We start from the raw sequence: 14,870 nt of genomic DNA on the forward strand, positions 1-14,870 counted from the left end.
CTCCCCGCGACAAGGCGGGGAGGGACAGTCTCCCTGCAGCAGCGGACACCAGATGGATCTCGTCCTCCAGCTTCTCTTTACCGGGATCGGTATCGGCTCGGTCTATGCGCTCGTCGCGCTCGGCTTCGTCCTGATCTTCCGCGCCACGAATGTGGTGAACTTCGCCCAGGGCGAGTTCTCGATGGTCGCCGCCTTCTTGATGGTCGTGTTCTCGGTCAAGATGGGGCTGCCCTACTGGGTCGCCTTCATCTTCGCGCTGCTCGGCATGGCGTGCCTCGGCGCGGTCTTCAACCTTGCGGTCTATTATCCGCTGCGGCACCGGACCTATCTGCCGGTCATCATCTCGACGATCGGCGCCTCGATCTTCATGGCCAACACGACGCTGGCGGTCCATGGGCCGGAGCCGGAGGTTCTGTCCGGCTGGTTCGACACGCCCGGCTTCATGCTGGGGCCGGTCTATCTCGACAACCAGTACGTCCTGATCATCGTCGTCACCGCGTTGCTGGTGGCGCTGCAATACTGGTTCTTCGAGCACACCTTGCTCGGCAAGAAGCTGCAGGCGACCTCGCAGGACAAGGAGATGGCCTCGCTGCTCGGCATTCCCGTCGCGGTGATGATCATGATCACCTTCATCTACTCGGCGGTGATCGGCGGCATCGCCGGCATCCTGGTGGCACCTGTCCTTTTCGTCTCGATCGGCATGGGAGCGACCATCGCCCTCAAGGCCTTCGCGGCGACGATCATCGGGGGCTTCGGCGACGTCACGGGAGCGATCATCGGAGGGCTTGCGCTCGGCGTGATCGAGACCTTCGGCGCGGCCTATGTCTCCGTGCCCTACAAGGACGGCTTCGCCTTCCTGGTGCTGATCGCCTTCCTGATCTTCAGGCCGCAGGGCATCTTCGGCGAGCGCGTGGCGGAGAAGGCATGAGCATGACCGCGACCACCGAGGGTGCCGCGGTGCGCCCGCGTCTTCGCTGGGGCCTGCCGGCCTATGTCGTGCTGGTGCTGGTGGCGATGACGCTGGCGCTCGTCGTGCCGAAGACCGGCTACGTCCTCAACATCTCGCTCCAGGCCACGACCTATGCGATCGCGGTGCTGGGTCTCACGATCGTGCTCGGGCTCTGCGGCCAGATCAATCTGGCGCAAGCGGCGTTCTTCGGGCTCGGCGCCTATGCAGTCGGCATCGGGCAGACCGAATACGGTGTCAATTTCTGGGTCTGCCTGCTCCTGGGCACCTGCATGGCCGCCGGGTTCGGCGCCCTGCTTGGCGCCTCCACCCTCAGGCTCGGCGGGCACTACCTCGCGATGGTGACGATCTCCTTCCAGCAGATCGTCACGCTCGTGTTGATCAACTGGATTCCGGTGACCAAGGGGCCGGACGGGGTGCGCGCCATCCCGCGTCCCGGTTTTCTCGCCGATGGTTCGACCTATCTGGCCTTCTGCATCTTCATGCTCGCTCTGCTCGGCTTCCTGGTCTGGAAGCTGCGGGACACAAGGCTCGGCAGGGCGATGCGGGCCGTGCGCGACAACGAACTGGCGGCGGGAGTCGCGGGCATCGACGTCTATCGCACCAAGGTCACGGCGTTCGCGCTCTCGGCCGTGCTCGGCGGAATCGGCGGGGCGCTGTTCGCGGGCGGCTTCTCCTATGTCAGCCCGGACCAGTTCTCCTTCGCGGAATCGGTGGTGTTCCTGACGATGGTGCTGCTCGGCGGCGTCGCCTCTCCGATCGGCGCGGCGATCGGCACCGGGCTCCTGATCCTGATCCCGGAATGGCTGCGTTTCCTGAAGAGCATCCCGGGGCTCTACCTCGCCATCTACGGTGCGGCGGTGATCCTGATCGTGCTGTTCATGCCGGACGGCATCTGGGGCTTCGTGCGCAACCAGTTCGACCGCTTCAAGCGCGCCGCGGGCTCAGTCCTCGGCGGGGACACGCTGCAGCTCAGCGGCGGCGGGACGGGCTCGGACATGGTGATGGAGGTGCGCGGCCTCTCCAAGCATTTCGGTGGGCTGAAGGCCGTGGACGAGGTGGATCTGACGATCAGGCGCGGGGGGGTGCATGCGCTGATCGGGCCCAACGGCTCGGGCAAGACCACGACGCTCAATGTGCTGTCGGGGCTCTATCGCGCCACCTCCGGCACGATCATGCTCAATGGCCGCGACGTCACCAATCTGCCGCCGCATGCGCGCACCGCGGCGGGGCTGGGGCGCACCTTCCAGAACATCCGCCTCTGGCGCTCGATGACGGCGCTGGAGAACGTGATGGTGGGTGCCGAGCGTCCGGGCAATCCGGTCGGCGGCGACTCGGCGGCCCTGCTGGCGCGCTCGCGCGCCGCGCTTGCCTTCGTCGGGCTGGAGGATCGCGCCGACGAGGTCGTGGCGAACTTCTCCTACGGCCACCAGCGCGCGGTGGAAATCGCGCGGGCGCTCGCCGGCGATCCGGCGCTGCTGCTGCTGGACGAGCCGGGCGCCGGCCTGAACTCCTCGGAGAAGGTGGAGCTGCGCGACCTGCTCAAGCGCATCTCGGCGCGCGGCCTCACCATCCTCATCATCGACCACGACATGACGCTGGTCAGCGAGGTGGCGCAGCACATCACCGTGCTGAATTTCGGCCGCCGCATCGCTGACGGCTATTCGGCCGACGTGCTGAAGCACCCGGACGTGATCGCGGCCTATCTCGGAACGGCTCCCGATGTCGCTGCTTGAACTGAAATCCCTGGTCGTCCGCTACGGCGAGGTCGAGGCCGTCGACGGCATCTCGCTGACCGTCGAGGCCGGCGAGGTCGTGACGCTGCTCGGCTCCAACGGCGCCGGCAAATCCACGACGCTGCGCGCGATCTCGGGGTTGGCGAAGCCGACCTCGGGCGACATCCTGTTCGACGGGCAGTCGATCGCGGGCCTGAAGCCGGAGGAAATCGTCAAGCGCGGCATCGCGCATGTGCCGGAGGGACGGCGCGTCTTTCCGGGCCTCAGCGTTCGCGAGAACATCATGCTCGGCGCCTCGAACCGGAAGGGCCTCGCGACGTCCCAGATCCGGCGCGAGGCGGACGAGATGTTCGATCTCTTCCCCGACATCCGCCGCTTCGCCGATGCGCTGGGCTGGACCTTGTCCGGGGGCCAGCAGCAGATGGTCGCGGTCGCCCGCGGGCTGATGGCCAAGCCGCGCATCCTGCTGCTCGACGAGCCCTCACTGGGGCTTGCGCCCGTGATCGTGCAGGCAGTCTTCGCGATCATCGCCGAGATCAGGCGGCGCGGCACGACGGTGCTCCTGGTCGAGCAGAATGCCCGCATGGGGCTCTCGGTGGCCGATCGCGGCTATGTGCTGGAGACCGGCAAGCTGGTGCTTTCCGGCTCGCCCGACCAGCTCTGGTCGAACGAGGAGATCCGGGCGGCCTATCTCGGCGGGCGCACGGCTGCCGCGTAGACGGCCCGTGCCTTGCGGGCTCAGAGCCTGAGCGTCACGCTGCCCGGCCATTCGGCGACACCGTGGCTCGACAGCACGACGATGCGGTCGCTCAGCCGTTCGAGCAGGCGGGTGAGGATGCGCCGGCCCTGCAAGGGGTCGAGATGCTCGGTCGGCTCGTCGAGCAGCACCAGCGACTTGTCCGAAAGCCAGGCGCGCGCGAGATTCAGGCGCTGGGCCTCGCCCAGCGAGAGCGCATCCTGCGTGATCCAGCCGTCGAGGCCGCCTGCCTCCTGGATGCGCCCTGCCAGTTCCACCGCCTCAAGCGCCTGCCAAAGCTCCGCGTCGCAGCGCCCCTGCGCAAAGAGATTGGCCCTTACGGTATCGGCGAGGATGGCGGCATCGTGCGGGCAGAGCATGGCGGAAGCCGCGCGTTGCGCCGGGCAAAGCGGCCCGGCCTGGCCGGTCAGCGCATCGTCTCCGATCCAGCCCGCGATCTGCTTGAGCAGGCTCGTCTTGCCGACGCCGCTCGGGCCGATGAGGAGCGTCGGGCGGCCCGCCTTCAACTCGATGAACAGCGGATCGCCGAGCGGCCGGCCATCGGGCGCGCGGCGGCGCAGGCTGTGGCGGTGCAGATGGGTCATGTGAGCCGGGGCGAACGCGGCTGCACCGGTGCCGACTTCGTCCGGCGCAGCCCAGCTGTCGATCTCGGCCTGGGCGGTCTTGCGGCGCAGCGCCGCGACGGCCATGCGGGAAACGGACTGGACGGCCTCGCCCAGGGCGAGCCAGGCGAAAGCGAGGAAGGCGGGCACGAGTAGCTCGGCGCCCCGCGCGCCGGCGATCCAGGCGGCGGCCATCACGCTCACCGCGGCGCCGGGGCCGAGCAGGAAGGCCAGCGCATCGGTCCGGGCCTGCGCCAGGCGCAGCGCCGCGAGCGCATCTTCCGCCTGCGAAAACAGGTCCAGCGCGGCGGCGCAGCGCCCCGGCCACGCGCCTTCGGCCTGAAGCGGCACGACCGAGGGCAGGATGCGGCCGAAGGCTTCCGCGCCCTGGCGCCGCCTGTCGCGCACCGCCTGCCAGCAGGCTTCTCCTTCCCGCAGCAACCGGCGCAGGCCGAGCCCCATCACCCCGATCAGGAGCGCGATCGGGGCAAGAGCCAGCGGTGCGAGCACGGCGGTGGCGACAACCGCGACCGTCAGCCCGGCGAGCAGCAGCCGCGCCGGAAGGTCGGTCCGCAGCGTGGCGAAGTCGAGATCCTCGACGTCGTCGAGATAGTCCGCAAGGCGCGCGGGGTCGGCGAGCTGCCAGCCCGCCGACCGCGCCGCCGGCCCATGCGCCAGCGCGCCGAACAATGCGATGCGCCGGCTGGTCTGGTCGGCGAGGGCCGCCTTATGGCCGAGCAGGCGTTCGCCATAGCGGGTGGCTGTCCTGCCGAGCGCAAAGAGCCTGACGAAGGCGGCCGGTACGTGGAAGTTGAAGGTGAGGGCGGCCGCCGACAGGCCGGCGATCGCGACCGAGCCGAGGAACCAGGCCGACAGCCCGCCGAGCAGGATGGCGCAGGCGAGCCCCGCGGCTCCCAGAAGAATGGTCAGGCGCCAAAGCGTCGCCGTGTCGCGCCGTTCAGGCATGGCGGTATGGGAGGTCATGCCGCGAGCTCCGTCACGCCGGCCGGCGACAGTGCCAGATGCCGGTCGGCGAGGGCGATCAGCGCCGGGTCGTGGCTCGCCGCGATGACGAGGCGGGACGAGGCGATCTCGCGCAGCCCCTGCCGCACCGAGCGCGCGGTCGCGGGGTCGAGCTTGGCGGTCGGCTCGTCGGCGATGACGGTGCCGGTGCCGAGCAGGGCGCGGGCGACCGCAATGCGCAGCCGCTGGCCCCCGGAGAGCGCGACACCGCCCGGCCCGATCGGCGCAGCAAGGCCGCCGCGCAGGAGCTCGTCGTCGAGCAGGCCGATCCTGCCGGCTACTTCGCTCACCCGCGCGATCGCCTGATCGCCAAGGCCTTCGCCGATCGCCTCCTCGAGGGTCGCACCGGGCACAAAGCTGTCCATGCCTATCCAGGCGCAGGAACCTGCGGGGATGACGGCGCCGTTGGCCGCCCCCTCCTCGATGCCGACGATCCGGCGCAGCAGCGTCGACTTGCCGGTGCCGCTGCTGCCGCTGATGACGACCAAGCCGTGTGGCGGCAGGTCCGCCAGCTCGGCCAGGGCATGGTCGACCGCAGGCAAGACCGGCGGGTCGGCCGTGATGTCGAGCAGATCGTCGAGCCCCGCCGCGGCGGCCAGCCCCTCCGCCTTGGCGTGATATTGCTCGGAGAAGCGGCGGAAGTGCCCGAAATACTCCGGCGCGATCATCAGGATGAAGAGGCTCTGCCAGAGCGCGAGATGCGAAAAGCCGGGGATGGTCGCCAGGCCGAGATGGCCGAGGCCGAGGAAGACGGCGAGCATCGCGATCGAGAGCGCGGCGAAGAAGTCGATCAAGCCGGCGTTGAGGAAGGCCAGGCGCAGCACCCCCATGGTGCGCCCGACGTAGACATCGAGACGCTCGGCCAGCTTCGCCTGTTCCCGGGCGACCGCGTCGTTGCCGACGATGGTCGGCAGCGTGCGGACCCGGTCGGCGAACTGGGCGGCGAGATGCCCGAAGGCCTGCTCCTGCGCCCTCGCGCTTTGCCGGATCGCGCCACCGACCAGCGCGAAGAACAGGATCATCACCGGGGTGAGCCCCAGCACCAGCAGCGCCGCCTGCCAGGAAACCAGAGCAAGGGCAGCTGCGGCAAGGAGCGGGCCGGCCGCCATCATCATGGTGGCGGCGCGGTGCCCGACGACGAGGGCGGCAATGGCCTCGGGATGGCGCTGGATCGCGACGGCAGCGCTGCCGGGGGAAAGCTTGCGCTGCAAGCCTGCCGGCATGGCCTGCAGCCGCTCGCGCAGGGCGACGCGAAGGGCCTTGGACACGCTCGTCTCCGCGAGGGCCTGGCAGCGATCGGCCATCAGGCTCGCCAGCGCTGCGGCGGCGACGAGGGCGGCGACGGCGACGACCAGGGCAGGGGTGACCGACTCGCCCATGATGAGCGCGCCGAAGAGCAAGGCCAGCGAACCGGCGCTGCCGATGCGGACTGCACTGCGGACGAGCTGCCAGGCCAGCAGGCGCCGCAGCCCGCTCTTTCCGAGGCTGTTTGCCTTGTCGAGCGCTGCGAAGCCGGCTGCGCCTGCGGCCGGCGATGTCAGGGCGGGAGCGGATGCTTTGCTCTGGATCATGCACTTCTGTCGCATGTCCCCGGGAGTCCGGATTTGATTCAGATCAAGAACATTGCGAGGGACCGGGTCTAGACCGCGAGCAGCCCGAAAGGAACCTGCCCATGGTCGATCCGCTTCTCGTCGAGCTGTCGCGCCTGCAATTTGCGCTGACGGCGCTCTATCATTTCCTCTTTGTGCCGCTGACGCTCGGCCTCTCGATCCTGATCGCGATGATGGAGACGGTGTACGTCATGACGCGCCGGCCGATCTGGCGCGACATGACCAAATTCTGGGGCGTGCTGTTCGGCATCAATTTCGTGCTCGGCGTCGCGACCGGCATCACCATGGAATTCCAGTTCGGCATGAACTGGGCCTACTACTCGCACTATGTCGGCGACGTCTTCGGCGCACCGCTGGCGATCGAGGGCCTGATGGCCTTCTTCCTCGAGGCCACTTTCGTCGGGCTGTTCTTCTTCGGATGGGACAGGCTGTCGCCGCGCGCGCACCTGATCGTGACCTGGCTGATGGCGCTGGGCACCAATCTCTCCGCGTTGTGGATCCTCGTCGCGAATGGCTGGATGCAGAACCCGGTGGGAGCCGCCTTCAACCCTGAGACGATGCGGATGGAGGTCACCGACTTCATGGCGGTGATCTTCAACCCCGTGGCGCAGGCGAAGTTCGTGCACACGGTCTCGGCGGGCTATGTCTGCGGCGCGACCTTCATGCTCGGCGTCTCCGGCTGGTACCTGCTGCGCGGCCGGCACATCGAGCTCGCCAAGCGCTCCTTCGTCATCGCTTCCGCCTTCGGCCTCGCCTCGGCGCTGTCCGTCGTCGTGCTGGGCGACGAGAGCGGCTATGCCCTGACCGACAACCAGAAGATGAAGCTCGCCGCGATCGAGGCGATGTGGAAGACGGAGCCGGCGCCAGCCGCCTTCACGGCGATCGGCATCCCGAGCCTGAAGGACCGCGAGACCCATTTCGCCATCCATATCCCCTGGGTGATGGGGCTGATCGGCACCCGTTCGATCGATACGCCGATCCCCGGAATCGAGGAGCTGGTCGCCAAGGCCGAGCAGCGGATCCGCTCCGGCGTGCTCGCCTATGACGCGCTGGAGAAGATCAAGGCCAACCGCAACGACGGCGTGGCCCGGGCGGCCTTCGCCGAGCATTCCGCCGATATGGGCTATGCCTTGCTGCTGAAGCAGTACCTGCCCGATCCGCGGCAGGCGAGCGAACAGCAGATCAAGGACGCCGCCTGGTCGACGGTCCCGGGCGTGCCCTGGCTGTTCTTCGGGTTCCGCCTGATGGTGCTGTGCGGCTTCGTGCTGATCGTCGTGTTCGCACTCTCGCTCTGGCACACCGCCCGCGAGCAGGAGGCGCCGCGCTGGCTCTTCCGGATGGCGCTGCTGGCGCTGCCGCTGCCCTGGCTCGCGATCGAGATCGGCTGGTTCGTCGCCGAGTTCGGCCGCCAGCCCTGGATCATCGAAGGTGTGCTGCCGACCTTCCTGGCGACCTCCGAGCTGGGCGCCTGGAACCTGATGCTCACCATCGCGGGCTTCACGCTGCTTTATGGGACGCTTGCCGTGATCGAGGTCAGGCTCCTGCTGGCGGCGATCCGCAAGGGCCCGGAGATCGCCGCGGTGATCGACGCTGCCGCGCCCGGCCGCTCGCAACCTGCCCTGCAGCCGGCCGAGTGAAGCCCAGAAACAAGGATCGAGACGATGATCGAGTTTCTATTTTCCTATGAGACGCTCCGGCTCGCCTGGTGGGCTCTGCTTGGGGTGCTGCTGGTCGGCTTTGCCGCCATGGACGGGTTCGACATGGGCGTCGGCGCGCTGCTGCCCTTTGTCGCCAAGACGGATATCGAGCGGCGCGTGGCGATCAACACCGTCGGGCCGGTCTGGGAAGGCAACCAGGTCTGGTTCATCCTCGGGGGCGGGGCGATCTTCGCTGCCTGGCCCGCCCTCTATGCGTTGAGCTTCTCCGGCTTCTATCTCGCCATGTTCCTGGTCCTGGCGGCTCTGATCCTGCGTCCGGTGGGCTTCAAATACCGTTCGAAGAAGCCCGATCCGGCCTGGCGCGCGCGCTGGGATTGGGCCCTGTTCATCGGCGGGGCGGTGCCGGCGCTGATCTTCGGTGTCGCCATCGGCAATACGCTTCAGGGCGTTCCCTTCCACTTCACGCCCGATCTGCGCCCGATCTATGAGGGCAACCTCTTCGGCCTGCTCAACCCGCTGGCGCTGTTCTGCGGTCTGGTCTCGCTGGTGATGATCGTGATGCACGGCGCCGCCTGGCTTGCCTTCAAGGCCGATGGCATCGTCTCGCTGCGCGCCAAGGCTTTCGGGTTCTGGGCCGCGCTGCTGACGGCGATCCTGTTCGCGCTCGGCGGCGTGCTGGTCTGGTCCGGCCTGCTGGGCGGCTACAGCGTGACCTCCGCCATCGTCTGGGACGGGCCTTCCAACCCGCTCGGCAAGACGGTGGTCGCCGATGGGGCGGCCTGGCTCGCCAATTTCCGCGCCCACCCGCTGCTCTGGGCCGTTCCGGGGCTGGGCGTTGCGGCGCCGCTGCTGGCGGCGATCGGGTTCAAGGCAGGCAGCGAAGGGCTGACCTTCCTCGCCTCCAAGCTGGCGGTGGCGGCCATCATCGCCACGGTCGGCGTCGCGATGTTCCCGATCCTGCTGCCCTCGAGCTCCAACCCGGCCCATTCGCTGACGGTGTTCGACGCCTCGTCGAGTCGCGCGACGCTGCGCAACATGCTGGTGGTGACCGCGATCTTCATGCCGGTGGTCCTCGCCTACACCGCCTGGGTCTACCGGGTGCTGTGGGGCAAGGTCAGCGAGAGAAGCGTCGAGGAAGCCGGGCATTCGGCCTACTGACATCAGAGAGGGAGATGCGCCATGTGGTATTTCGCTTGGGTGCTGGGCCTCGGCCTGGCCGCCACCGTCGGCATCCTGAACGCGCTCTGGTACGAGCTGCGCACCGTGCGCGAGGAGCCGGCCCATCCGACGGTCCGGTTGCCGACACCGTGATCGAGCGGCGATGAAGCGCCAACGGCCGGAGGGAAGCGCGTCCGAGCCGCGCCCCGTGACCGCCAGCGTCGGAGCGGCTTCCGACGCTGGCTACATGCCGCGTATCGACATGGAGCGCGGGCACCGGCAGATGCTGCAGGCATGCGAGGCGCTGGAGGCGCTCGCCGACCAGCTGCCGGGTGATGTCGACAGGCTCGGCTGCCTGATGCTGGCGAGCACGCTGATCCCGCTGCTCGATGCCTGTCACGGCTTCGAGGAGGCGGTGGTGCTGCCGGCCTTCGCCCGCACGCAGCGCGATGTCGCAATCGTCGCGCGGCTGAAGGCGGAGCACCTCCAGGATCGTTGCGCCGCCGAGGATCTCGTCGAGGCGCTCTCGGCCCATGGCCACGGCCGGCCGATCAGCAATCCCGAGGCCTTCGGCTACATGCTGCGGGCCTTCTTCGATTCCATGCGCCGGCACATCGCCTTCGAGCGGGACCATGTCCTGCCGGCGCTGGCGCCCGAGGGCTGATCAGTCCCCGGCACGGGCGGCAAGCTTGGCCATGTCGTCGATGACGACCCTGCGGTTATGCTCGATGCCGATGACGCCGTCCGAGCGCAGCCGCGTGAACTGGCGGCTGACCGTCTCGATGGTGAGGCCGAGGAAATCGGCGATCTCGCCCCGCGAGAGGGGAAGGTCGAAGGACACGCCGTGGCGGGCGGGCGCCGCGGCCGGATCGATGTTGCGGGCAATCATCAGGAGGAAGCTCGCGACCTTCTCGGCCGCGGTCTTGCGGCCGAGCGTGATCATCCAGTCGCGGGCCTGGTCGAGCTCCTTCAGCGTCTGCTGCAGCATCACGTGCTCGAGCTCTGGCCGCTCGGCCATCATCCGCTCGATCGTCTTGCGGGGAAAGGCACAAAGCTCGACATCCGTCGCGGCCTCGGCCCCGACCGTGCTTTCGACCTTGAAGGGGCGGCCGAGGAAATCGGGAGCGAATTGCAGGCCGACGATCTGCTGCCGTCCGTCCGACAGCATTTTGGTCAGCTTGACCACGCCGGAAAGCACATTGGCGTAGCTCTCGACGCTCTCGGCATCGGCCACCAGCTCATCGCCGGCCATGGCCTTGCGCTTCGTCGTCGTCCGGGACAGCGCGACGAGCTGCTCGGGCGTCAGCGCGCCGCAAATGCCGCGATGCCGCGCCTCGCAAGAGGCGCAGAGCACGGGTATCCCGGTGCTGTGGACGTCTTCGCGTATCATGGGCCTGCTATAGCGGCTCCCTGACGCAGGGCCAATCGCGGTCGAACCTTCCGTGATGTCGCAGGCCGGGCAGGGTTTCAGATGTCGCATGCTCGGCAAGGTGCTGCGCGATGAGCTCCGCCAGCTGCTCCGGCTGCTCGACGGGCGGGATGTGGCCGCAGCCGGCGACAAGTTCGAAGCGGGCGCCGGGAATCCGGCTGGCCATGGCCCTGACCAGATCGGGCGGCGTCGATTGGTCGCCGTCGCCGCAGACCACCAGCGTCGGGGCTGCGATACCCACCAGATCACCCGTCAGGTCGGCGTCGCGCAGGGCTTCGCAGGTGGCGACATAGCCTTCGGCCGGCTGCCGCAGCAGCAGGTTGCGCCAGCCGGCGAGTTCATCCGGCTTCAGGCTGTGGAAGGCGGGGGTGAACCAGCGCTCCATCACCGCATCGGCGATGGCGGTCATGCCGTTCTTGCGTACGGCACCGATCCGCGCGGTCCAGCTCTCGACCGTGCCGACCTTCGGCGCGGTGTCCGCGAGCACGAGGGCGGCCAGCCGATCGGGGTGGCGGATGGCGAGGTCCTGCCCGATCAACCCGCCGATCGAGAGCCCGACCAGCGAGAAGCGCCGGAGCCCGATCGCATCGGCGAGCGAGATGAGATCCCTGGTGAAATCCGCGATGCGATAAGGGCCGGGCGGCACGTCCGAGAGGCCGTGCCCGCGCTTGTCGTAGCAGATGACGCGGTGGGATCCGGCGAGCCGGGCGGCAACGTCATCCCAGATGCGGCAATCCGTGCCGAGCGAGTTGACGAGAACGACGGCCGGCGCGTCGCGCGGCCCGCCTTCCTGCCAATGGACGAGGCCGCTGCCGATGCGCGAGAACGTCATGGGAATTCCTTGAAGCGTCGAGGCTACAGGTATCGCTTCTGGCAGGGCGCTTGTTAAGCCACTTTCGGCCGCCTCTGCATGACCCGCGATGGTCCCGCTTCTCGTGCGGCAGGGCATGCGGCTGTGCGAAGCAGACAGTCGCGGAACCACGGCGGGCTCGCCCGAATTTTGACCAGCACCGGGTCCATGACGACCCCGGCCGATCCAATCGGTCTTGCCCCGCCACCAGCCTCTCCTATATCGCCCGCATGGTCATGCCTACGCCCACGATTCCCGGCCCGAATTTCAGCTTCCCAGGTGTGCTGAATTCCAAGCAGCTTCTTGTCGCGGAGGCTGTGCAGGCGCGGGCCTGGGCTTCGCTCGAGGAAGAGGTTCGATTGGGCCTGGAGACCGAAGCCGATGCCAAGGCCCGGCTCGGGCGCATCGTGGTCAGGCTGATCGCCGACAACGACGCATCGGTCTCCGATCTGACGACCGCCGTGGTCGATGATTTCCGAAAGACCGGCCCCTCAATCAGCGCCCGCCGCTGAGCTTCTTTCGGCTTTTGGTGATTATCGCCATGGATCGGGCCCGCACTGGTCGAAATCGCCAGGGCAGTGGCCTGCCAAGCTCAGATTTGGTTCGTGCTGCTACGCGATCCGTGCATCATCTCAGCTTCCGGGGAGCCTGGGCTAATAACAATGACGAACGATCCGCGCCTGCCTTTTCTCGCCGAGCTGGAGAAGAAGATCCTCTGGCTCGCTTCGTGGACGATCCACAACGCCAACCATATCCGCCAGAACGATGATGGGATGAAGGTGGGTGGGCACCAGGCCTCCTCCGCCTCGCTCGCCACGATCATGACCGCGCTCTACATGGCGGCGCTGAAACCGCAGGACCGGGTGGCGGTGAAGCCGCACGCCTCGCCGATCTTCCACGCCATCAATTACCTGATGGGGCTGCAGACGCGCGAGAAGCTGGAGAATTTCCGCGGCTTCAAGGGCGCGCAGAGCTATCCTTCACGCACGAAGGATATCGACGACGTGGATTTCTCGACCGGTTCGGTCGGCCTGGGCGTCGCGCAGACTTTGTTCTCGTCGCTGACGCAGGATTATGTGAAGGCGCATGGCTGGGCGAAGGACCGGCCTGAGGGCCGCATGGTCTCGCTGATCGGCGATGCCGAGCTCGACGAAGGCAACATCTTCGAGGCCCTGATGGAGGGCTGGAAGCACGGCCTGCGCAACACCTGGTGGGTGATCGACTACAACCGACAGTCGCTCGATGCGGTGATCCGCGAAGGGCTTTACGACCGCTTCGAGACGATGTTCCGCAATTTCGGCTGGGATGTCGTGACGCTGAAATACGGGTCGCTGCAGCAGGCCGCCTTCAGGGAACAGGGCGGCGAGCGGCTTAAGAGCTGGATCGATTCCTGCCCGAACCAGCTTTATTCGGCCCTGACCTTCCAGGGCGGCGCGGCCTGGCGCAGGCGGCTGATGGACGATCTCGGCGACCAGGGCCCGGTGACGAGCCTGATCGAGAAGCGCTCCGACGCCGAGCTTTCGGCGCTGATGTGCAACCTCGGCGGGCACGACCTGCCGTCGATTCTGGAGGCCTTCGAGAGCATCGATCACGACCGGCCGGTCTGCTTCCTGGCCTATACGGTGAAGGGCTTCGGCCTGCCGCTCGCGGGCCACAAGGACAACCATGCCGGGCTGATGACCAAGGAGCAGCTCGACGGCTTCCGCAAGGCCTGCAAGGTCCGGCCCGGGCACGAATGGGATCTGTTCGAGGGCTTGAGTCTGCCGGAGAGCGAGGTTCGCGCCTTCCTCGACAAGGTCCCGTTCTTCGCGGAAGGGCGCAGGCGGCTGTCGGCGCCGAAACTTCCGGTGCCGGCCAAGCTGGACGCCGGAATCCAGGCGACGATGTCGACGCAGATGGGCTTCGGCAAGATCCTCGACGAGATCGCCAAGGCGGGCGGGCCATTGGCCGACCGCATCGTGACGACGGCGCCGGACGTCACCGTCTCGACCAATCTCGGCCCCTGGGTGAACCGCCGCGGGCTCTTCGCCAAGGCCTCGATGGCCGACACCTTCAAGGACGAGCGCATCCCCTCGATGCAGAAATGGGAATTCTCGCCCAAGGGCCAGCATGTCGAGCTCGGCATCGCCGAGATGAACCTGTTCATCAATCTCTCGGCGCTCGGCCTGTCGCATTCGATCTTCGGCGAGCGGCTGATCCCGATCGGCACGCTCTACGACCCCTTCATCTCGCGCGGGCTCGATGCGCTGAACTATGCCTGCTACCAGGATGCGCGGTTCATGGTGGTGGCGACGCCGTCGGGCGTGACGCTGGCGCCGGAGGGCGGGGCGCATCAGTCGATCGCGACGCCGCTGATCGGCATGAGCCAGGACGGCCTCTGCGCCTTCGAGCCGGCTTTCGTCGACGAGCTTGCCGTGATGATGCGCTGGTCCTTCGAGTACATGCAGAAGGATGGCGAGGGCGATCCCGACGAGCGCACCTGGCTGCGCGACGAGACCGGCGGCTCGGTCTATCTGCGGCTTTCGACGCGGCAGGTCGAGCAGCCGAGCCGTGCGATGATGCCGGAACTGGAGCGCGACATCATCGACGGCGCCTACTGGCTTCGCAAGCCGGGGCCGAACGCCTCGGTCGTCATCGCTTATACCGGGGCAGTGGCACCCGAGGCGATCGAGGCGGTCGGGCTGCTGGGCGAGGACCGGCGCGATGTCGGCTTGCTGGCGATCACTTCGGCAGACCGGCTCAATGCCGGCTGGCAGGCGGCGGAGCGGGCGCGCCAGCGCGGCAACACGCAGGCGACCAGCCATGTCGAGCGGCTGCTCGGCGATCTGTCACGCGATTGCGGCATCGTTTCGGTGCTGGACGGCCATCCGGCGACCTTGGCCTGGCTCGGCAGCGTGCACGGGCACAAGCAGAAGGCGCTTGGCGTCGAGCATTTCGGCCAGACCGGAACGGTCGCCGATCTCTATCGCCATTTCGGGATCGACGCGAACGCCATCGTCCACGCAGCCAATGCCGCGGCGCCGGGCCGGCCGGTGCGCTATCTGAAGGCGCTGCCGTAAGGCAGTCGAGCGTCATTCTCG

Annotated in this window: 13 protein-coding genes; 9 read left to right on the top strand and 4 right to left on the bottom strand. The window is 67.8% G+C overall.

The window, feature by feature from the left end:
• The first annotated feature begins 52 nt into the window (after positions 1-52).
• Genes BW981_RS15790 through BW981_RS15800 form a run of 3 tightly spaced genes read left to right on the top strand, consistent with a single transcriptional unit; the run spans position 53 to position 3,421 of the window.
• Positions 53-928, top strand: a complete 876-nt coding sequence (locus BW981_RS15790; protein WP_076440917.1) for a branched-chain amino acid ABC transporter permease — start codon at positions 53-55, stop codon at positions 926-928.
• Complete coding sequence (locus tag BW981_RS15795; protein ID WP_139333792.1) at positions 925-2,703, top strand: branched-chain amino acid ABC transporter ATP-binding protein/permease; 1,779 nt, start codon at positions 925-927, stop codon at positions 2,701-2,703. Before BW981_RS15790 ends, BW981_RS15795 begins: the two co-directional genes overlap by 4 nt.
• Positions 2,690-3,421, top strand: a complete 732-nt coding sequence (locus BW981_RS15800) for an ABC transporter ATP-binding protein (RefSeq protein WP_076440921.1) — start codon at positions 2,690-2,692, stop codon at positions 3,419-3,421. The genes BW981_RS15795 and BW981_RS15800 overlap by 14 nt, the downstream gene beginning before the upstream one ends.
• Positions 3,422-3,441: 20 nt before the next feature.
• Here BW981_RS15800 and BW981_RS15805 read toward each other — a convergent pair whose 3' ends face one another.
• Both BW981_RS15805 and BW981_RS15810 read right to left on the bottom strand, forming a co-directional pair.
• Complete coding sequence (locus BW981_RS15805) at positions 3,442-5,046, bottom strand: ATP-binding cassette domain-containing protein (protein ID WP_076440923.1); 1,605 nt, start codon at positions 5,044-5,046, stop codon at positions 3,442-3,444.
• Positions 5,043-6,656 carry an ABC transporter transmembrane domain-containing protein gene (locus BW981_RS15810; protein WP_076440925.1) on the bottom strand — a complete coding sequence of 538 codons (1,614 nt, stop codon included), beginning with the start codon at positions 6,654-6,656 and terminating at the stop codon, positions 5,043-5,045. Before BW981_RS15810 ends, BW981_RS15805 begins: the two co-directional genes overlap by 4 nt.
• Before the next feature lie 101 nt (positions 6,657-6,757).
• On the opposite strand from BW981_RS15810, the gene BW981_RS15815 reads away from it, so the two are divergent.
• From BW981_RS15815 to BW981_RS15830, 4 genes are read left to right on the top strand one after another with little or no spacing between them, the layout of a single operon-like run.
• Complete coding sequence (locus tag BW981_RS15815) at positions 6,758-8,332, top strand: cytochrome ubiquinol oxidase subunit I (RefSeq protein ID WP_076440927.1); 1,575 nt, start codon at positions 6,758-6,760, stop codon at positions 8,330-8,332.
• Positions 8,333-8,356: 24 nt separating this feature from the next.
• Positions 8,357-9,511: a cytochrome d ubiquinol oxidase subunit II gene (gene cydB, locus BW981_RS15820; RefSeq protein ID WP_076440929.1), complete on the top strand. Its 1,155-nt coding sequence runs from the start codon at positions 8,357-8,359 to the stop codon at positions 9,509-9,511.
• Between the two features lie 21 nt (positions 9,512-9,532).
• Positions 9,533-9,664, top strand: a complete 132-nt coding sequence (cydX, locus tag BW981_RS15825) for a cytochrome bd-I oxidase subunit CydX (RefSeq protein ID WP_076440931.1) — start codon at positions 9,533-9,535, stop codon at positions 9,662-9,664.
• Between the two features lie 55 nt (positions 9,665-9,719).
• Positions 9,720-10,175 (top strand): hemerythrin domain-containing protein, encoded by a 456-nt coding sequence (locus BW981_RS15830; protein ID WP_244560346.1) that lies wholly within the window; start codon positions 9,720-9,722, stop codon positions 10,173-10,175.
• On the opposite strand, the gene BW981_RS15835 is transcribed toward BW981_RS15830, so the two are convergent.
• Positions 10,176-10,901 (bottom strand): Crp/Fnr family transcriptional regulator, encoded by a 726-nt coding sequence (locus BW981_RS15835; RefSeq protein ID WP_076440933.1) that lies wholly within the window; start codon positions 10,899-10,901, stop codon positions 10,176-10,178.
• Positions 10,902-10,908: 7 nt separating this feature from the next.
• On the bottom strand, positions 10,909-11,772 hold the full coding sequence (gene pcaD / locus BW981_RS15840) for a 3-oxoadipate enol-lactonase (protein WP_076440935.1): 864 nt from the start codon (positions 11,770-11,772) through the stop codon (positions 10,909-10,911).
• 254 nt (positions 11,773-12,026) lie between these two features.
• Here pcaD and BW981_RS15845 point away from each other — a divergent pair, with 254 nt between their 5' ends.
• Positions 12,027-12,302, top strand: coding sequence for a hypothetical protein (locus BW981_RS15845; RefSeq protein ID WP_139333793.1), 276 nt, complete (start codon positions 12,027-12,029; stop codon positions 12,300-12,302).
• A gap of 150 nt (positions 12,303-12,452) precedes the next feature.
• Positions 12,453-14,849: a transketolase-like TK C-terminal-containing protein gene (locus BW981_RS15850; RefSeq protein WP_076440939.1), complete on the top strand. Its 2,397-nt coding sequence runs from the start codon at positions 12,453-12,455 to the stop codon at positions 14,847-14,849.
• The last annotated feature ends 21 nt before the right edge of the window (positions 14,850-14,870 follow it).

It is taken from the genome of Allobosea sp. TND4EK4 (genome assembly GCF_900156025.1).
In the GTDB taxonomy this organism is placed as follows: domain Bacteria; phylum Pseudomonadota; class Alphaproteobacteria; order Rhizobiales; family Beijerinckiaceae; genus Allobosea.